This is a genomic window from Duganella aquatilis, from assembly GCF_009674565.1.
GTDB lineage: Bacteria > Pseudomonadota > Gammaproteobacteria > Burkholderiales > Burkholderiaceae_D > Rugamonas > Rugamonas aquatilis.
The window spans coordinates 518230-535950 of sequence record NZ_WKJL01000001.1 but is presented as its reverse complement, the minus strand read 5'-3'; the positions used below and the strand labels follow the sequence as shown (position 1 = coordinate 535950).

The following is a 17721-nucleotide window of genomic DNA, read 5'->3' as shown; positions in this document are numbered from 1 at the left end:
CTATGCAAGCCATTGAGATCAAACCCGTCGAGTACGAACATCCACAAGACGGAGCCAGCTGCACCGCCCATGCCTGGGCGCGCACGCCAGCGACTCCTAGCGCTGAACAGCGCATCGAACTCAAAGAACGCATCAAGCGCCTGCTGAAGGAGAAGCAGGCAGTCCTGGTGTCCCATTATTATGTGGACGCCGACCTGCAGGATCTGGCCGAGGAAACCGGCGGCTGCGTCTCCGATTCGCTGGAGATGGCGCGCTTCGGCCGCGATCATCCGGCCAAGACGCTGGTGGTGGCGGGCGTGCGCTTCATGGGCGAAACCGCCAAGATCCTCAGCCCGGAAAAACGCATCCTGATGCCGGACCTGGACGCGACCTGCTCGCTGGACCTGGGCTGCCCGGCCGACGAATTCGCCGCCTATTGCGATGCGCATCCGGACCGCACGGTGGTGGTGTATGCCAACACCAGCGCCGCCGTCAAGGCGCGCGCCGACTGGATGGTGACCTCGTCGATTGGCCTGGATATCGTCAAGCACCTGCACGAGCAGGGCAAGAAGATCCTGTGGGCGCCGGACAAGCACCTGGGTTCCTACATCCAGAAGCAGACCGGCGCCGACATGCTGCTGTGGCAGGGCTCCTGCCTGGTGCATGACGAATTCAAAGGCGTGGAGCTGGAGCTGCTGAAGGCACAGTACCCGGAGGCGAAGATCCTGGTGCATCCGGAATCGCCGGCCAACGTGGTGGCGCTGGCCGATGTCGTCGGCTCGACCACGCAGATCATCAACGCCGCCGTGGAGTCGGACTGCGACACCTTCATCGTCGCCACCGACAACGGCATCCTGCACAAGATGCGCGCCGCGGCGCCGGGCAAACGCTTCATCGAAGCGCCGACCGCCGGCAACAGCGCCACCTGCAAGAGCTGCGCGCACTGCCCGTGGATGGCGATGAACGGCCTGCAGAATCTGGCCGACGTGCTGGAGAACATGGACAATCCGGCGGTCAGCGCCAACAACGAAATCTTCGTCGATGCGGAAATCGGCAAGCAGGCCGTGGTCTCGATCACCCGCATGCTGGACTTCGCGGCAGCCAAGAAGGCCAAGGTGCAGCCGGGCCCTGACCTGGCAAAGGAAGCGCAACTGTTTTCGGGAATCGGTCCTGCATGATGAGTACTCTGGTGAACAAGTTCGCGCCGTTCGACGACGCGTTGAAATCGGCATTTGAAGCAAACCTGCTGTCGGCGTTGCTGGAAGACGTGGGCAGCGGCGACCTGACCGGCCTGCTGGTGCCGGAAGGCGGCCGCGCCAAGGCGCGCGTGATCGTGCGCGAAGACGCGGTGCTGTGCGGCGCGCCCTGGTTCGAAGGCATCATGAACTGCATGCAGGCCGGGATTGAAATCGACTGGAAGTACGCGGAAGGCGATGTGATGAAGGCCGACAGCGTAGTCTGCACCATCGAAGGTCCAGCGCGTGCGCTGCTGACCGCCGAACGCGGCGCGCTGAACTTCATGCAACTGCTGTCCGGCGTGGCGACCGCCACCCGCAAATACGTCGACGTGATCGCCGGCACCCGCGCCGCCATCCTCGACACGCGCAAGACCTTGCCGGGCCTGCGCCTGGCGCAGAAGTACGCGGTGCGTGTCGGCGGCGGCCAGAATCAGCGCCTGGCGCTGTACGACGGCATCCTGATCAAGGAAAACCACATTGCGGCGGCAGGCGGCATCACCAACGCGGTGCTAGCGGCCAAGCGCCTGGACAAGGGCGTCAGCATCCAGGTGGAAGTGGAGTCGCTGGATGAGTTGAAGGAAGCGCTGGAAGCGGGCGCCTTGTCGATCCTGCTGGATAACTTCAGCACCGACATGATGCGCGAAGCGGTAGGCATCAACGCCGGCCGCGCGCTGCTGGAAGCGTCCGGCGGCATCAACTTCGACACCGTGCGCGCCATCGCCGAAACAGGCGTGGACCGCATCTCGATCGGCAGCCTGACCAAGGATATCCGGGCCACCGACTATTCTTTGCGCATCGTCGGCTAATCCGCGTAGAATAAACCGCAAGATGCCGGATTTCCGGCGGGGGAGACCCACTTGCGGCTGTCATCACGGCGACGTTGCTTGACTGTCTTCTGCGGCATGGCGCTGGGCGCTTTGCCGCTGTCTTCTTTTGCCCGCGCGCCGGCTTCACGTGAGCTGGTGGCTGCGGGCACCCACAATGTCGGTATCTTCGAACGGCGTCCCAACGGCGAGTTTTCCGGCCTGGGCGTGGAACTGATGCGGCTGCTGGCGCACCGCCATGGCTACCAGGCGCGCTTCGAAATCTACCCGTGGCGGCGCGCGATGGAAGTGGTCAGCGGCGGCAAGGCCGACATCCTGGTCGGCGCCTACAAATCCGCCGAACGACAACGCATTCTCCGCTTCGGCGAACAGGCTTTTTTGCAGGACGAGCTGGCATTTTACGTGCGCGCCGACAGCATGCCGGTGTGGGAGGGCGATTATTCCTTGCTCAAGGGCCGGCGCGTGGCGCTCATCAACGGCTGGCTGTATGGACAGGCGTTCGACAAGGCGCTGCCGCAGCTGCGCGCCAGCGTCACCAATACAGTGGAAAATGGTCTGCAGATGCTGGCCCATGGTCACGTCGAGCTGTTTGCGACCAATCGGCGCGATACCGATCCGGTGCTGGCGGCACTCGGCTTGCAGGACAAGCTGATGGCGCTGGCGCCGCTGATCGATGTGCAGGATGCTTATTTCGCCTATCCCTTGTCGCCGCGCCTGCGCGACTTGCCGGCGCATTTCGACCAACTGCTGGTGGAGATGAAGAAAAACGGCGCGCTGCAAAAGCTGGCGCGCCGTTACGGCGTTACGATTCCCTGATCGCCTTGCGCATCTTCGCCAGCGGCACCAGCACGTCGCCCGGCAAGGTGATTTCGATCGGTTCGACGATGCTGAAGCCGCAGGCGGTGTACAGCGGTACGCCCGGCATGGTGGCCGCCAGTTCCAGCGTGTGGAAGCCGCCGGCCGCCGCCGCATCGCTGCAGTGCTGGAGCAGCATGCGTCCCAGGCCCTGGCGCGCCGCCGACGGATCGACAAAGAAGGCGCGGATGCGGGCCGGCTCGGTGGCCGGGTCCAGCAGGGGATCGGCGCCTGTCTTGGTGCGGTCGGCGCCGAACAGCGTGCTGCGCTTGCTCCATCCGCCGCAGGCCGCCAGTTGGCCATCCTTCTCGATGATGAAGTAGGTCTGGTCCGCCACCAGCTGCGTGTCCACGCCGAACACGTAGCGCGTGACAGCCTGCGCCTGCTCGGGCGTGTAGAAACCTGCGCTGAGCGCAATGCCGGAACGCGCGATCAGCGCTTCCATGGCCGGGATGTCGGCCTGCGTGGCGTGGCGGACCGCGATCATTGCTTGCGCCGCGGCGGCGTCAGGATGGTCGGCAGCGCCTTCGCCAGCGTCTCCGGATAGTCGCGGCTGAAGTGCAGGCCACGGCTTTCACGGCGCAGCAGGGCGCTGTTGACGATCAGGGTCGCCACCTCCACCAGGTTACGCAGCTCCAGCAGGTCGTGCGAGACGCGGAAGTTCTGGTAATACTCGTCGATTTCTTCCGTCATCAGCGCCAGGCGGTGCTGGGCGCGTTCCAGGCGCTTGGTGGTGCGGACGATGCCGACATAGTTCCACATGAAGCGGCGCAGCTCGTCCCAGTTGTGCGAGATGACCACTTCTTCGTCGGCGTCGGTGACGCGGCTTTCGTCCCAATCCGGCAGGTAGGGCACTTCGCCTTTTTCCTTGGACGTGATGTCGAGCGCGCAGGCGCGGCCGATCACCACGCATTCCAGCAGCGAGTTGCTGGCCAGGCGGTTGGCGCCGTGCAGGCCGGTGCAGGCGGTTTCGCCGACGGCGTACAGGCCCGGCAAATCGGTGCGGCCATGCAGGTCGGTGACAATGCCGCCGCAGGTGTAGTGCGCGGCCGGCACGATCGGAATCGGTTCCTTGGTGATGTCGATGCCCAGTTCCATGCAGCGCGCATAGATGGTCGGGAAGTGCTCGATCAGGAATTCGGCCGGCTTGTGGCTGATGTCGAGGTGAACGTAGTCCAGGCCGCGCTTCTTGATCTCGAAGTCGATGGCGCGGGCGACCACGTCGCGCGGCGCCAGTTCGGCGCGTTCGTCGTGGGCCAGCATGAAGCGCGTGCCGGCGGCGGCGCCGGCTTCCGGCGGCAGCTTGAGCAGGCCGCCTTCGCCGCGGATCGCTTCGGTGATCAGGAAGGATTTGGCGTACGGGTGGTACAGGCAGGTCGGGTGGAACTGGATGAATTCCATGTTCGACACGCGGCAGCCGGCGCGCCAGGCCATGGCGATGCCGTCGCCGCTGGCGGTGTCCGGATTGGTGGTGTACAGGTACACCTTGCCGGCGCCACCGGTACACATCACCGTGTGTTCCGCCGCAAAAGTGTACACCTGACCGGTATGCTCGTCCTGCACGTACAGGCCGTAGCACTTCGGCTGTGCGTTGCCCTTTTTGCCTGGGTGAACCTTGTCCGAGGTGATCAGGTCGATCGCGCAGTGGTGCTCGAACAGCGTGATGTTCGGATGGGCGCGTACTTTTTCTTCCAGCGTCATCTGCACCGCATTGCCGGTGGCGTCGGCGGCGTGGATGATGCGGCGCTGGCTGTGGCCGCCTTCGCGGGTCAGGTGGAAGCCCAGTTCGGCCGAATCATCCTTGGTGAAGGGCACGCCTTGTTCGATCAGCCACTCGATCGCTTCGCGGCCGTGTTCAACGATGTAGCGCGTGGCGCCTTCGTCGCACAGACCGCCGCCGGCGATCAGGGTGTCGTCGATGTGCTGGGTGTGGCTGTCGCCCGAGTCCAGCACGGCGGCAATGCCGCCCTGGGCCCAGTTGCTGGCGCCATCCCTCAGGGCACGTTTGGAAACAATCGCTACGGTACGGGTCTCGGCCAGATGCAGGGCGACCGACAGGCCGGCCAGTCCGCTGCCGACAATTGCAACATCAAATTTCATGATTAAGTGGGTTTGAATGCACTAGAGAACCATGACTATAGACTAATCATCACATTTGTTACAGGAGTATTTCAATTCAAGGGGTTACGCGCGGGGCTGGCCCACGTGGGCGAAACGTGGGCGAATTCCGCAGCGAGTTGCACAAAGATCTAGCCCTTAATTGCGACGTTCCCGCCCGGTATCGCGCGCACGAAATAGTCCGAGAGCGCACCGTTTTCCAGTTCGATCCACTTACCATAAGTTTTTGAAACCATGACTGTATCCTTGTGCCCCATCTGCTTAGCCACGTAAAGCGCGTTGAGCCCGCTTGATAACAGCGTAGACGCAAAGGTGTGCCGCGTTTGATAAAGAACCCGGCGGCGCACGCCGGCCTTTTTTAGAATCGTGTACCACCGCCGCCCCAACTCCCGGGCGTCCTGCCACCCAGCGCCGAACTTCGGATTTTGGAAAACCAAATTGTCTTCGAGCGCCGTAAAATTCCTCTGCGCGCGCAGCGCTTGTAGCGCGCCATTGCGCAGATCGATAGAACGCCTCCCCGATTGGGTTTTGGTTTCTTCGCGGGTAATGCCTAAGACGCTCGTCCTCTCAACCAGCACTGTGAGATTTGTCCAATCGACCGAACCCCACCGCAATGCGAGGTATTCGCTTGGTCGCATGCCAGTCGAAAACGCGAAGAGAATCACGTTGCGCTCCTGTCCGTCGCAGGCGGCAAGTATCGCTTTGATTTCTTCCGTGCTGAACGGATCAACGACGTATTCGACCCTCTTCGCCTCCTTGGGGATGATTCGACTGATCTTGACGCGATCCAGGGGATTACCTTCGATAAGATCATCGTTCACTGCGTAGTCCAGGGCGGAGCGAAGCGGGATGAGAATCGATCGTATCGTTCTGGCCTTGCGGTTGATTGAGGCAATCCAGGCCCGTAGAACTGGCGGCGTCAACTCCGTCAAAAGCATGTTGTCAAATCTGCTAATATGGGTCTTGTAGGTGGCCGTGTAGCGAAGGTGAGTGCTGGGAGCAAGAACAGGTTTCGCCTGGTCCAAATACTCGCGCACCAACTCGCCCACGGTCGACGCGCTCGTAACCGTCGTCAGACCAAGCTTCGTGAGCTGGCCCGAGTCAGGAAAGTATTTGGCATAGTCGAATTTTCCGAGTTCGATGGCATTCAGGATCTCGCCGCGGAGTCGCTCGGCGTACCTGATATTTTGCTTCGTGTGATCGAGCTTGAGCGTCTCGCGACACTCCATGCCTTTGTACATAAATTTTATGCGGATCGATTCGCTTTTGATGCCCGTGCGGAGCTCAACGCCGCGCGTAGTGGACTTGTCTGTTCCCATCGTTCTATCCATTCCTGTACGGCCGGGAGGCTGATCCACAGCCTGCCATCGACCATTTTGCATTGATCGCCATCGAGCCACTTTCCGGTCTTGCGGCGCGCCTGCACCGCATCCATCGTGTCGCCCGATAGCTCTATGTATCGATCGAGTTTTACCCATTCCATCGAGTAGGCTGCTGCCGCCGTCTTGGTGGCGACGTCCTGCGCTGCCGCCTCCAGGCGCTGCACCAGAGCTTCGATCATCTTGTATTCACCCATGTTCATGGTGGCGTCTCCTTTGATATTGGCCGCGCTCTCTTAAGCTGTGCCATGGTCCGTGCGATTTCGGCCGGGTCGAGCGTCAGCGGCGATTGCTGCGGCACGAGAGTGGTCAGCAATTGATCGACCTTGACGTCCAGCGCCTCGACCGCGCGCAGTACTTCAGCGTTCGTCGGCTCGGCCGGCGCCACTAGGCTGAGTAGCGCATGCCGCATCTGGAATGCATTTTGAGCGCTCATGTTGCTTCCTCAATAATCGTTATGTCACACGGCCGGACCGGTCCGGCGATGCCCTCCAGGTAGACGACCATCTCGTCGTCGCCCTTGTGCCAGCAGAAGCCGGCGATGAACTGCTTGATGCCCAGGTGCAGGACCGGGCGGCAGCGCTGCTTTGCGCGGTGGATGCGCATGTCATGCTGCTCGGCCAGATCGCGCGCCGTGGGCGGCGGCAGTGCGTCCCGCGCGCTCATGACAGTGCCCACCAAAGGTTGGCCAGCGCCGCCGCGCCGTAGATCAGGCCGATCAGCTGCCACGCGCGGCGCCGGCAGTGCGGGTCGCTGGGGATTGGGGCTTGCAGGTCTTCGTTGCCAATCATGATAAGATTTCCTCTCTTACGAACTTGTGAGACTGCGATGAACAAGTGCAACGACTGCAAAACGATGGAGCGGCACATGCACGGCGCCGATCCACATCCGGCACTGCGACCAGTTGGGGAGATGGAGCCGGCGATTGTGGGAACCGGCGAAGACGCGAAGTGTGTCGAGCACCACGAGTGCGCCGTTTGCGGCACGAAGTGGACGCACAGCCATGACCGGTCCTACGCGGTCGAAGGCTGGGCGGTGGGCTGGTAGCAGCTTCAAACCATCACCCGCTTGAATTGGATCACCCGGACCCACTGGTTCTCGCTCAAGCTGCCTCCTTGATCGATTCATAGGCCGCCTTCGCCGCGTTGTACTCGCTGGACAGGATCTCGACCATGCACGGTGCCAGCTTGGCGCTGGTGCAGACATAGATAGCGCCGTCGTGCTTGAAGAAGCCGATCCCGCAGAAGAAGAGGGCGCCCCAATCGGTGCCCATGGCGGCCAGCACCGGGGCGAGGTCGGCTTTCAGCTTCGGGAAGCGCTCAGACCACTCCGTCAGCAGCGCGGCCAGAGCCTGGCGCTGCTCTTTCGTTCCCTTGCGCAGCGAGCTGCGCGGGCGCTGCTTGTCGGCGAGCTGGGCGTCCGGTTTCGTCCACAGCGGGTCATCCTTGGCCGGCTGGAAGCACAGGCCAGCCACTCTGTTGCCGTGGAAGTCGGAGCGCATCAGCAGCTTGCCACCGAAGTGCGCAGCGAACTCTTTACCAGCGGCGCGCACGGCCCCAACGTCGGTTTCATAGATCGCCCATGCCGCCATCAGGGCGCCGTCGCTCGATTTGTAGAATGCGGCGCTCATGCTGCACCGCCTTGCTGCCGCTGAGCGAGCAGGCCGGCCGCCTCCACCTCGGTGCGCGCAACCTGGCGGCAGTTCACCACATTCCAGAAAGTCGGGCGCTCGTGTTTGTCGATAAAGTCGGCGACCAGCTTTTCCAGTTCAGCCTTGGCCTCTGCGTTCTTCGACAGAGCGCGCAACCAGTCCTCGGCGACTTCGCCGCATTCGTCCATGGCGCGGGTACTGATATCGTCAATGATCCAATCGGCGCTGACGTAGTCGGTGGTCGGCACATGCACCGATTCGCCGACGTGTACCGTCTCCCGATTGGGCTCGCCTACGAAAACTTCGGCTGCCGCCGCCAGCGGGCTATCGAAATCGCCCTGATAAAGTTCGCCGTCATAGCTGTAGCAGTAGCTCATACAGCACCGCCTTCGATCTGCACCAGGCCGACAGCTGCTGCGTGGTCCAGCACCGACTTGCCGTTCGCCAGCATCAGCTGGCCCAGGAACGCGCCTTCAAAACTCAGCACGCCGATTTCGATCATGGTGACCTGCGATTTCACCCAGTCGCGCAGGATCGAGCAGACACTGACCTTGGCCTGTTCCAGCGCATTTTTCTCGTGCTGCGTGCGGTTCGCCTTCATGCGGTTCGAGTGCGGGTGTTCTTTCAACCAGGCCGCCGCATAGCCGCGATAGCTGGCCTTCACCGACACGTCGTTGCCGCGATGGGTGAACTGCACCAGCAGGTGGCCGTTCTCGTTGTCGGTCATGTGGCCGAAACGCGCGCAACCGAAGCGCGTCAGGATCTTGCCGATTTCCTCCAGGGCGTTGGCGCCGCTGGTGGAGTTTTCATAGGGGAGGCTCATGATATTATTCCTGTTATTAAAGGAGGGGAATCTATGTTTTACCCAAGGGAGGGAGCTCAAGAAAATCCCTTCGAGCACAACGGGCACACCGTGCAAATCTCGACTTTTGAAGACCAGCCCGGCAACTGGGTAGGCGCGTACCGTGTGCTCTATGGAGACGTCATCGTTTTGCAGATGAAGGTGCCTACCGTGTTCGGCAGCCCGAAAGATGCACTCGCGTATGCAGCTGGCATTGCCAAAGCGGCAGTCGATTTTCGGGTCGAGGAGCTTGTCGGTGGTCCCCACGAATTTAAGCTCCCACCGCCTCGCGCGAGCCGTTCGACGCTGCCACAGTGACGATTCCTGAACGTTCCATCGCCTCGAGTAGCCGCGCTGCCCGGTTGTAGCCGATCCGTAGGTGACGCTGGACCAGTGATATCGACGCGCGCTGGTTGGTGCGCACGACGGCCACCGCCTGCTCGTACAGCGGATCGCTGGCGCTGCCGTCGCCGGCGGGAACTTCGCCCTGGCCGTGGCCGTTCACCGGGCGCTGTTCACGGCCAGGCTCGTCGCCCTTGGCTGGCGCCGTGGTCACCTTGGTGATGGTGGCGCCATGCTCGCGCATTAGACCGCGTAAGCTGGCCGTGTCGGCGTCGTCCCGCGCGCCGACGTCCTTCGCCTCGCCGCCCAGCGCCTCAACAAGGTCGGCCATCAGCTTGGCCAGTTCGCCGGTCATCAACATGAAGTCGCCGTCGAAGCGCTCGTCATCGTTGCGGATCGAGCCCTTGTCAGCCTCGGTCAGCACGTCCAGTGGCTTCACCGACTTGACGGCCAGGCTCTCGTCCAGCACAAAGCTGATCTTGCTTTCCCAGGTCATGGCCAGGCGCGTGCACTGCTTGCCGGCCTGGATGTGGCGGCGGATTTCTTCCGGATCGAGGGAGTGGTGCTTGTAGCCCACTTGCGCTTTGCTCTCGCCGGTGGCGCGCAGTGTGGCGTCCTGGTCGACCGTGAAGCCGGCCGGCGCCTCGTCGGTGGCCAGCCAGTCGGTCATCACACCCACCGGCGAGCGTTGCACGCGCAGGCTTTCCAGCGGCATGCGGTCGGCCGCTTTCAGTAGCAGCTTGATGACTTCGTCGGCCTTGGCCGGCGAGGCGGCGTCGACCACCAGCCAGCCGTTGACCGGATCGATCCACGTCCAGGTGTTCGACTCGATGCTGAACGCGCGCGGCAGCAGCTCGTCGGTGACGCGTTCCTTCAATTCCTTCATCGCTTTCTTGCCCGGCGCGAAGCCCTGTGCCTCTTCCATCTCGGCGGCGCGCGCCTTCGTCACCTGGTTGATGACAGTGGCCGGCAGCAGCTTTTTCTCGCCGCGCAGGCGGATCAGCATCTGCTTGTTGACGGTGTGCACCAGACCGCCATTCGGGCGCGGCGCGGACCAGCCCTGGCGGATCAGCTCGTTGCTGCTGGCCGGCGTGAAGGCCTGCGGCGCGAGAGCTTCGGCCAGCGCATCGGCGGTCATCGCCCACGGCGCGGGCAAACGGTAGGCCTGCAAATTCTTGAAAAACATGGTGTGCTCGCTTAATCGTTGTGTGGGAATGTGGTGGTGTAGTCGTCCGCCGTGGCGTCGGCCGGGATGATCAGACGCGTCTTGGCCGTGTACATCTGGAAGAGGCGCTTCTCGAACGCGAACAGCGGACCAACAAAAATCTTGTCTTTCAGATCGCGGCCGCTGAGCGACAAGCCCCACACCTCGCCTGCACCCTTGATCCGCAAGTGGACGTCGTGCCCTGCGTACTTGCCGGGCTCGGCGTCGATGTAGACGTCTACATATTCCGCGCCGGTCGCCGACGACGGGTGCCGCTCGATCTTGAAAGTGAAGTCGCAACCGCGCAATTCGTCGCGTCTGTAATAGTCGAGGTTATGCTTGATGAATTCTTCCAGCAGTGCGTGCAGTGTGATTTCAGCAGGAGCCGGCTCCAGTAACTCAGCGATATCTTTATCCAGCTGCTCGGTGAACTGCGACGTCATCACGGCGCCGACGCGCTTCTTAATGATGTCAGCGACCAACTGGCGGTAGCAGGGCAGATCAATTTCGTCCAGATTGACGTCAATCAGCGCTTTGACCCGCTCGTTAATCTTCTTGGTGAAATCGCTGTTGTAGCCGCCGATCTGGTCTTTTATCGCGCTGGTGATGGCTTTGCCGACCTGCTCCTGGAGAGCGGCTTCGATGGCGCCGGAGGCGACGATGTTGTCGAATGCTGCGGCTACCGCGTCCTTCAATTGGTCCATGATGGTCCTTGTCTATGCTGCCGGCTCAGGTAAATGCCAGCAGCTGGTTGATCACGTTGTCCAGGTCCTGCCTGGTGTATCTGGTCAAAATGCGCCGCAGGATCACGTCCACGGTCGCGTTGTACAGCCGTTCAAATTCGATTTCGTCCATCACGGCGAAGGAAATGCTCTTCGCCTCCAGCCGGACTTCGCTCCGGATATTCACCGTCGACTCGTAGAAGCCGGCCAGGATGATCAGATCCTTGCGGAAGCGCTCTTTGTTCTTCGCCACCGGCATGCCCTGATAGGTGAGCTGGCCGCTGGGCTCCCACTGCTCGAACGCGAAGTCGAGCAGGGCGAAGTACTTCTTGTGAAACTTGTAGTTCCTGACCCGCTTGAAATCGGCGTGGGTCAGTTCGCCGGCTTTCATTTTCTGGATGAAGGCCGCCGCAGCCTCGTCGTGCGGCACCAGGATGTTGGAGACCTTCATCAGCACGATTTCTGTCAAGGCGGTGCTCCCGCGAAGCGTGCGGTGGTCATGGTGCCTCCGATACCAGCGCCCAGCCGGTGGCACCTTTGTGCATGCGGCGGACGGACAGGCGCGAGGTGTACGGCTTCCCGTTGGCTTTGGTGACACCATTCGTGGTAACGAAGGCACCGCCATCAACTACACGGTCGACCGTGACGGTGCGCTTCCCGCCGTTCGTACGCTTATCGAAGTCCAGCCACACTTGACCGGGTTTCACCCGAATGCCTTCCTTGGTGATGTCGTGATCGTTCACGCTGCTTGCTCCTGCTTCTGCTGCTCCACCGCGACCTCGGCGGCCGGCGTCGCCGACGGCACGCCCATGTTCTGGTACGGGTGCTTCTGGGCGTGCGGCTTGATGTGCTGCTTGAAATGGCGGCCGATCGACTCCGCGCCGGCGAAGGCGGTGTATTCCGCAGCGCTGAAGTTGTGATAGTGGTACACGTTGCCCGGCGCGCCCTTGTGGAAGAACTGGATGGCCAAGGTCTCGGTGGCAGGATTGTGGCCGATGGCGGCGATCTGCGACGAGGTGACCTTCATCAGCGGGATGGAATTTGCGGTGTGCATGCTGTTCTCCTGGTGGTTGGTGGTTATGCTGCGGATTTCGCCTGTGCCGCGCTGATGTGGCGCACCATGGCGGCGCACATGCGAGGGAAGTCGGCTTCGTGGTACAGCTTCGATGCGCGGTCGGTGGCGGCCGGCTCGAAGCCCAAGGCGCGCAAGCCGTCGACGGTGATGGTCAGTGGCGCGATGCGCTCGTTGATCTGGCCGAGGCGTAGCGTTGGCGGCGTGATCGGCACGGTGGCTGGCTGGTCGAACAGGTCGCCGGCCGGCGCTGGCTGGATGGCCGCGACCTGTGCGTCTGCCAAGTCGGTCAGGCGCGCCTGTTCGGCGAGCGCGGTGGCTTGGGCGATTGCAGCGGCAGCGGTGGTCGGACGCCCGGTCTGGGCGGGCTGCTGCGCGCGCTGCTCTTCGGCCTGGCGCTGGGCGGCGGTCTGCGCGGCCTGCGCTTCGAGTTGGCGTTTCGTTTCGGCGGCGACACGCGCCTGTTCGGTGGCTTGGCGATCGGCGTCAGCTTTACGCTCGGCTGCCAGTTTCTCGGCGGCGGCTGCCTCGGCCTTTGCCTGCTCCTGGGCCGCGATCTGCGCGCGCAGCGCATCCTCCTTGGCTTTTTCGTCGGCCTTGTGCTTATCGATGCGGGTGGTCACCACCAGTTGGAAGTCGTCCATCGCCTTGCCGATGATCTGCGCCATGTCCATGAACAGGTGGCCGTAGCCGGCGGCATGCTCTTTGCACCAGGCCTGCTTGGTGCGGTAGTCGGCGGCCTGCTGGTTGGCGGCGACCTTGGCGTTGGCCAGCGTCGTGTTGACGGCGTTGTGTAGGCTGGCCAGAGTGCGGAGACTCTTCATGGCGCCGGCGAAATCCGGCTGCGGCAGCGACAGGCGCAGCGGGACGATTTCCTTCTCCAGCGTCGCGACGTGGTCCGCATAGTCGCGTTTGCCTTCGTTCAGGATGGTTTCCTTGATCTGTTCTTTGCGCGTCTTGACCAGCTTTTCCAGTTCGAGGCGCTTGGCGCGGAACTGCGCTTTGATGTGATCGACCGTGCGCAGCACTTCGTCGATGGTCGAGGTCTGTGCCAGCGCGGCGGCCTTGGCAAGTTCCAGTTTCTGCTCGGCCTCGCCGCAGAATTTGACGTTGTACTCGGCGTCGGCGAAGTCCTGGTCATCCTGCAGGTCGGTCTTGATCGTCGACAGGAACTTGTCCGCCGCCTTCTGATAGACCATCAGGTTGCTGCTGACGACCTTGCCTTCGGTCTGGACGAGCAGCGCGGGCAGGGCGGCGGCCGGCGCGGCCTCTGGCTTCAGCGCGTGGTCGACCTGAGTGTAGTTGGTGACATCGACGTCGATCTGCTCCCAGCTTGCCACTACGCGTGAAAACCAGTTCGCATCTGGGTGGACCCACAGATACACCATGTTCTGTTCGGTGCCGTCGGACGTCATGAACAACCACTTCTCGGCGCCCGAAACCAACAACTGCTGGTAGACCTGTGGTGCATGCTCTTCTGGCAGAACGCCGGCGCGGAGGGATCCGGCCAGCTCGGCGTTCCACTGCTTGTGCTCCCAGCCGATACTTTCATCCATGGTCAGGCCATCGCAGGAGGCGCCCATCGTACCCAGCGACAGAGTCACGGGATAGAGGTCTTCACCAATGATCCGTTCAGCGAGTGGGCGCGCCATCGCCTCCACCTCATGGCCTTTATCCAGAATGTTCTCCTGCACCCAGTCGCTGAACTCTTTGGCCAGGCCGGTAGCCTTCATGCGTACGAGTTCGGAACGTGTGGTGTGCTTCGAAAGACCCATGGCGGCTGCAGCTTCGCTGGCGCCGTGGTGGTTGAAGCGGAATGCGTGCCATTCGTCGCTGCCTTGCAGCAGATGGCGGATTTCGCGGGTCAGTGTGCTTTCGCGCTGCATGATTATTCCTCGTTGGCGGCCGAAGCCGGTTTTTGTTTCCAGGACAGGATTGCTTTTTTCTGTGCTTCAGTGAACGTGGCGCGCGTGCTCACCATCGCAAGCAGCTGTTCCGGCGTTTTCTTGCCGCCCTCGACAGTCTTGCGCCATTTCGGAGCTTCGACTTCGAATTGCTGGTCACTGCATGGCGGCGGGCCTTCTGGTTGCGGCTTGCGTTCGCCATCCGCGCCGGTGTGCGGCACATCAGCTTGCGGGTTGTCAGCGCCGCCGCGTCCGTCGTCGTCCAGTTGCTCGTTGGTGGCGAGGCCACATGCGGCCAGCAGGGTGTAGCGCTGCAGGTAGGTGATAGTCGACGCGACCTGCTGGATGGCATTTTTCTTGCCCGAGTTGTCCGGCGGCGCTACCATGCGCGTCGTTTCGCAGTGCCCCATTGCGTGGGTGATCGCGCAGGTGACTGCGATCATGCCGCTGTCCGGTTGTTCGGTGTCCCAGCGGTGGGAGAAGCCGTGCGTGCCCAAGGCCTCGACTACCGCGCCGCACACTGCGCCCAGTGTCGAGTGGCGGTAGCCGGTGAAGCTGCCGTCCTTGTTGTAGTAGCCGACGGCTTTGTCTTTCATTATCTGCGGCGGAGTGCGCTTGAACTCCGCCATCGCGGCAACGTAGGCTTTGCGGGCCTGATTCGCCTCCAGGCGTTCTTGCAGTTCGATGAAGGTGCGCAGTTCATCCATCGACGCGCCGCGCGCGGCGGCATGTGCCACCAATTCGAATGCATTCGTGGCGACTGGGCGCGATGCTTGGGCGGCCACCTGGTGCGCAGCCGATGCCGCGATGGCCGTCGACTGGCTCGGCGCCGTATCCATCTCCAGTACTTCGTTCATGCTTCCCATTTCGTTCTCCGGTCTAACTTCGTCAAAGCTGCATTGAGCACGGCAAGGCGTACAGCGTGTTGCGGGCGGTGGCCGGCGCGCAGGTTGCGCAGCGCCTGGCTGGCGAAGTCGGCGAGGGCGGTCATTTATCCGCCTTGCCGGCCCACACCGCCTGGTCGCGCAGCGCCGCCTCTTCGTCGGACTGCCGCATGTAGGCATAGGCGGAGCCGATCAGCGTGCCCAGCAGAGCGACGATCAGGGCGTCACGCAATTTCTTCACGGCGCAACCGCTGGCAGCACGAGATCAACCAGCCACTGCGACAGCGCGGTCAGCAAAGACACGGCACTGAGCATTACTCGCGGGTGGCGGCTACACCAGTCGCCGGGCGTGCCGAAGAGGATGCGCGCCATCATGCAAACACCTGCGTTTGCGAGAGGCTTGCAGCGCGTGGAGGGCGCACCTTGAAGCCGCAGGCAATTAGGTTTTGTACGAGGACCGCCGGCACGTTGGTCCAGAAAAGGCCGCCCGGGTATTTCGCTTGCCAGTGATTCGTGCTGTTCATCCTGCGCTCCCTATTGACTTCGTTGTTTGGGGAGCGCGTACGCCGCTCGCTGCGTGTGGTGCTTCGGTATTGGCGCCGTCGACGCGGAGCGTACTGACGCATTCCCTACTGGTTCACCACATAGCCAGCCCCTGTCGTCCCTCGCCGTGTCTCGGCCTGCGCTTTCGCCTTCGCGCAAGCCGTTGTTAGGCTTACGAGGGCAAGGGCTGGGTATATGGTTCCTGCGCGTGCCTGGCGCAGGTCAGGTGCGCGGCCATGCTGCTGGCCGCGCCGGCGATCAGGTCGCAGTCACCTGCGATGGGCGATACTTCTTGGTCACGCCGTCGCCGTGGTCGACTTCCAGAAACACGCCCTTGGCTGCCGGATGCTCGGCGACGAACTTGCCTTCGGTGACCTTGCCGCTCTTCGAGCTACGCGCCTTGACTGCCGCGCCTTTTTTGAATTCCGCCATGCTTACCTCCTTTCGTTGGTTGGTGCCGCGCTTGCCCGGGATGGGTCGACCGCGCGGCGCAGTCGGGGCATGCTGATCCCACAGGGCGTTTATGCTGGCCCGCCGGCCCGTCCGCACTTTCAGCGTGCGGCGACTGTCAAAATCAAGGCGGCTCGCTGGCGTGGCGTTCCCACTGCAGGCGCTCGGCGCGCGATTCCTGCTGCGACACCAGCTGCAGCGCGTGGGCGCTCGGGAGGTGCTCGTCGCACCAATCGGACATCTGGCGCAACTGGTCGCGGGAGAAAAGCGCGGTGAGCGCCACCGTGCTGCCAGCCAGCGAAACGTCTTCAACGTCGTAGCCGGCGCTGTCCAGCACGCCGCGCAAGTCCAGGTAGATGCCGTCATGCTCGTAGGCGCTGGCCAGAAGGCGCGCGTTATGCGGCACGGTCGGTTGCACGCGCGCCGCCGGCGCGTTGGCGCGCAGCTGGAGCAGGGCGGCGGAAATCGGAGCGTTCATGGATTAACCCAGCGTCGCCGGCGCGGCCGCGGTGCTGAAATCGAAGGAAGGAACAACGTCGCCAGCAGCGGCTGCTGCGTCGGAAAGGGCTTTCAGTTCGGCTTGGGACATTTCGTTCTCCATCGGGGTTGGTGCGTCGATGAAGTAATATTAGTCGGACTACTTATTTAAGTCAACAGTCGGACTAATAATATTGAATAAATTTTTGTGCTTCGCTAGAACGGCATCTCTTTGGCTTCTACGGGCAGCACAGCCGGCCGCCAGTCGATCTCATCCGTATTGATATGCTTGATAATGTTGGCGGTGTTGAAGTGCCCGAAGAAAAGAAGGTTACCGGGCAAGGGGCGGCCGAAAGGCAGCGATGAAGTGCGCCGATGTAGCACGTTTACGCTACATCCCGAGCGATGATTTTATGCTAATGTCATCGATGTTATTTAAAAGCCTAGTTTTAGTGGCAATCCACGCTTGGCGTACTCTTTTTCGATACGAAATCAATTAAATAGGGATGCTCAATGGTTCCGTCCAAAGTCTTTCGCGCGCGCCCGCTGGCGTGCCTCCTCGCTAGCGCCGCGGCGCTTTTATTCGCTCAAAGCGCCAATGCAGGAGTGAAGTCCGGTGACACCTTTACTTTCTCCATTGCTGGATTCAATAGCTCGGGAACCGAAGGTTACATTCTCGGCACCGCTCTTAGCACTGTATTTGGCGAGACCACTACTTTTGCAGCAGCCGGCGAAAACGGCCAGGCATATACTGTTTCCTCTTGGGAGGTAGTCGGCGCCACCAGCACGACCGACTATTTTAAAATTTCGACGCCAGTCAGTTTTCTTACCACCGCGCGGGTGAACGGTGCGCTGATCACCTGGCTGCAACTCGACATTGGCGGCGCTAACTCGGGAGAGGGTATCCCAACTGGCGCCAACCCGGTGAATTTTTCCTCGCCGATAGGTAGCTACACCGCCTCCGCTAGTATTACTTACGGCAACTCAAATGCTGTAATTTCTTACACCCCTACAACCAACCTTTCTGCCGATAGGCTTTCGTTCACGATGTCGGAAGGGATCGCCGGCAGCAATCCAATTTTCAATGCTCGCGTTCACGAGTTTGCTTACTCGATCACCTACGCAAACCCAGTGGTAGCCGTCCCGGAACCAGAGACCTACGCCATGCTGCTTCTCGGCCTGGGTCTTGTCGGTGCCGTTGCGCGTCGGCGCCAGACGCGCGCCTAAAGCACAGCGCT

At 62.0% G+C, this 17721-nt stretch carries 26 protein-coding genes and 1 pseudogene; 4 read left to right on the top strand and 23 right to left on the bottom strand.

What is annotated here, in order from left to right:
- The first annotated feature begins 2 nt into the window (after window positions 1–2).
- The 3 genes from nadA to GJ698_RS02500 all read left to right on the top strand — a co-directional run bounded on the left by nadA (window position 3) and on the right by GJ698_RS02500 (window position 2857).
- On the top strand, window positions 3–1157 hold the full coding sequence (nadA, locus tag GJ698_RS02510; protein WP_154355993.1) for a quinolinate synthase NadA: 1155 nt from the start codon (window positions 3–5) through the stop codon (window positions 1155–1157).
- On the top strand, window positions 1157–2023 hold the full coding sequence (nadC, locus tag GJ698_RS02505; protein WP_154356374.1) for a carboxylating nicotinate-nucleotide diphosphorylase: 867 nt from the start codon (window positions 1157–1159) through the stop codon (window positions 2021–2023). Before nadA ends, nadC begins: the two co-directional genes overlap by 1 nt.
- 78 nt (window positions 2024–2101) lie before the next feature.
- Window positions 2102–2857 carry a substrate-binding periplasmic protein gene (locus GJ698_RS02500; RefSeq protein WP_154355992.1) on the top strand — a complete coding sequence of 252 codons (756 nt, stop codon included), beginning with the start codon at window positions 2102–2104 and terminating at the stop codon, window positions 2855–2857.
- On the opposite strand, the gene GJ698_RS02495 is transcribed toward GJ698_RS02500, so the two are convergent.
- From GJ698_RS02495 to GJ698_RS02405, 23 genes and pseudogenes are all read right to left on the bottom strand, one after another.
- Complete coding sequence (locus tag GJ698_RS02495) at window positions 2844–3383, bottom strand: GNAT family N-acetyltransferase (protein ID WP_154355991.1); 540 nt, start codon at window positions 3381–3383, stop codon at window positions 2844–2846. The two genes, GJ698_RS02500 and GJ698_RS02495, sit on opposite strands and share 14 nt — an antisense overlap.
- Entirely contained in the window at window positions 3380–4996 is a 1617-nt protein-coding gene (gene nadB, locus GJ698_RS02490) for an L-aspartate oxidase (protein WP_154355990.1), read from the bottom strand. The genes GJ698_RS02495 and nadB overlap by 4 nt, the downstream gene beginning before the upstream one ends.
- Before the next feature lie 149 nt (window positions 4997–5145).
- Entirely contained in the window at window positions 5146–6333 is a 1188-nt protein-coding gene (locus GJ698_RS02485; RefSeq protein ID WP_166454788.1) for an Arm DNA-binding domain-containing protein, read from the bottom strand.
- Window positions 6261–6596 (bottom strand): excisionase family protein, encoded by a 336-nt coding sequence (gene xisR / locus GJ698_RS30600; protein ID WP_208023760.1) that lies wholly within the window; start codon window positions 6594–6596, stop codon window positions 6261–6263. Before xisR ends, GJ698_RS02485 begins: the two co-directional genes overlap by 73 nt.
- Window positions 6593–6829, bottom strand: coding sequence for a hypothetical protein (locus GJ698_RS02475; protein WP_154355988.1), 237 nt, complete (start codon window positions 6827–6829; stop codon window positions 6593–6595). The genes xisR and GJ698_RS02475 overlap by 4 nt, the downstream gene beginning before the upstream one ends.
- The gene (locus GJ698_RS02470) at window positions 6826–7059 is read right to left on the bottom strand and encodes a hypothetical protein (protein WP_154355987.1); all 234 of its coding nucleotides are present in this window, start codon (window positions 7057–7059) and stop codon (window positions 6826–6828) included. Before GJ698_RS02470 ends, GJ698_RS02475 begins: the two co-directional genes overlap by 4 nt.
- Window positions 7056–7184 (bottom strand): hypothetical protein, encoded by a 129-nt coding sequence (locus GJ698_RS31125; RefSeq protein ID WP_267874769.1) that lies wholly within the window; start codon window positions 7182–7184, stop codon window positions 7056–7058. The genes GJ698_RS02470 and GJ698_RS31125 overlap by 4 nt, the downstream gene beginning before the upstream one ends.
- A gap of 311 nt (window positions 7185–7495) precedes the next feature.
- Entirely contained in the window at window positions 7496–8023 is a 528-nt protein-coding gene (locus GJ698_RS02465) for a Mu-Gp12 family protein (protein ID WP_154355986.1), read from the bottom strand.
- Window positions 8020–8421 carry a hypothetical protein gene (locus tag GJ698_RS02460; RefSeq protein WP_154355985.1) on the bottom strand — a complete coding sequence of 134 codons (402 nt, stop codon included), beginning with the start codon at window positions 8419–8421 and terminating at the stop codon, window positions 8020–8022. The genes GJ698_RS02465 and GJ698_RS02460 overlap by 4 nt, the downstream gene beginning before the upstream one ends.
- Window positions 8418–8867 carry a hypothetical protein gene (locus GJ698_RS02455; RefSeq protein WP_154355984.1) on the bottom strand — a complete coding sequence of 150 codons (450 nt, stop codon included), beginning with the start codon at window positions 8865–8867 and terminating at the stop codon, window positions 8418–8420. The genes GJ698_RS02460 and GJ698_RS02455 overlap by 4 nt, the downstream gene beginning before the upstream one ends.
- A 289-nt stretch (window positions 8868–9156) precedes the next feature.
- Entirely contained in the window at window positions 9157–9471 is a 315-nt protein-coding gene (locus tag GJ698_RS30745; RefSeq protein ID WP_229259827.1) for a DNA translocase FtsK, read from the bottom strand.
- 48 nt (window positions 9472–9519) lie between these two features.
- Window positions 9520–10413, bottom strand: a pseudogene (locus tag GJ698_RS02450) (recombination-associated protein RdgC); the annotation flags it as partial.
- Window positions 10414–10424: 11 nt separating this feature from the next.
- Window positions 10425–11135, bottom strand: a complete 711-nt coding sequence (locus GJ698_RS02445; RefSeq protein WP_154355983.1) for a hypothetical protein — start codon at window positions 11133–11135, stop codon at window positions 10425–10427.
- 25 nt (window positions 11136–11160) lie between these two features.
- Window positions 11161–11622 (bottom strand): DUF1367 family protein, encoded by a 462-nt coding sequence (locus GJ698_RS02440; protein WP_229259793.1) that lies wholly within the window; start codon window positions 11620–11622, stop codon window positions 11161–11163.
- A gap of 28 nt (window positions 11623–11650) precedes the next feature.
- Window positions 11651–11896: a hypothetical protein gene (locus GJ698_RS02435; protein WP_154355982.1), complete on the bottom strand. Its 246-nt coding sequence runs from the start codon at window positions 11894–11896 to the stop codon at window positions 11651–11653.
- Window positions 11893–12207, bottom strand: a complete 315-nt coding sequence (locus GJ698_RS02430; protein ID WP_154355981.1) for a KTSC domain-containing protein — start codon at window positions 12205–12207, stop codon at window positions 11893–11895. Before GJ698_RS02430 ends, GJ698_RS02435 begins: the two co-directional genes overlap by 4 nt.
- Window positions 12208–12230: 23 nt before the next feature.
- The gene (locus tag GJ698_RS02425; RefSeq protein WP_154355980.1) at window positions 12231–14111 is read right to left on the bottom strand and encodes a YqaJ viral recombinase family protein; all 1881 of its coding nucleotides are present in this window, start codon (window positions 14109–14111) and stop codon (window positions 12231–12233) included.
- A 2-nt stretch (window positions 14112–14113) separates the two neighbouring features.
- Entirely contained in the window at window positions 14114–14986 is an 873-nt protein-coding gene (locus tag GJ698_RS02420; RefSeq protein WP_166454786.1) for an ERF family protein, read from the bottom strand.
- Window positions 14983–15120, bottom strand: coding sequence for a hypothetical protein (locus GJ698_RS30430; RefSeq protein WP_166454785.1), 138 nt, complete (start codon window positions 15118–15120; stop codon window positions 14983–14985). Before GJ698_RS30430 ends, GJ698_RS02420 begins: the two co-directional genes overlap by 4 nt.
- Window positions 15117–15254, bottom strand: coding sequence for a hypothetical protein (locus GJ698_RS30425; protein ID WP_166454784.1), 138 nt, complete (start codon window positions 15252–15254; stop codon window positions 15117–15119). Before GJ698_RS30425 ends, GJ698_RS30430 begins: the two co-directional genes overlap by 4 nt.
- Window positions 15251–15388: a hypothetical protein gene (locus GJ698_RS02415; protein ID WP_154355978.1), complete on the bottom strand. Its 138-nt coding sequence runs from the start codon at window positions 15386–15388 to the stop codon at window positions 15251–15253. Before GJ698_RS02415 ends, GJ698_RS30425 begins: the two co-directional genes overlap by 4 nt.
- Before the next feature lie 426 nt (window positions 15389–15814).
- The gene (locus GJ698_RS02410; protein ID WP_154355977.1) at window positions 15815–15988 is read right to left on the bottom strand and encodes a hypothetical protein; all 174 of its coding nucleotides are present in this window, start codon (window positions 15986–15988) and stop codon (window positions 15815–15817) included.
- Window positions 15989–16130: 142 nt separating this feature from the next.
- Entirely contained in the window at window positions 16131–16484 is a 354-nt protein-coding gene (locus GJ698_RS02405) for a hypothetical protein (RefSeq protein ID WP_154355976.1), read from the bottom strand.
- A 512-nt stretch (window positions 16485–16996) separates the two neighbouring features.
- Between GJ698_RS02405 and GJ698_RS30740 the strand changes: the two genes are divergently transcribed.
- Window positions 16997–17710 carry an FxDxF family PEP-CTERM protein gene (locus GJ698_RS30740; protein WP_154355975.1) on the top strand — a complete coding sequence of 238 codons (714 nt, stop codon included), beginning with the start codon at window positions 16997–16999 and terminating at the stop codon, window positions 17708–17710.
- The last annotated feature ends 11 nt before the right edge of the window (window positions 17711–17721 follow it).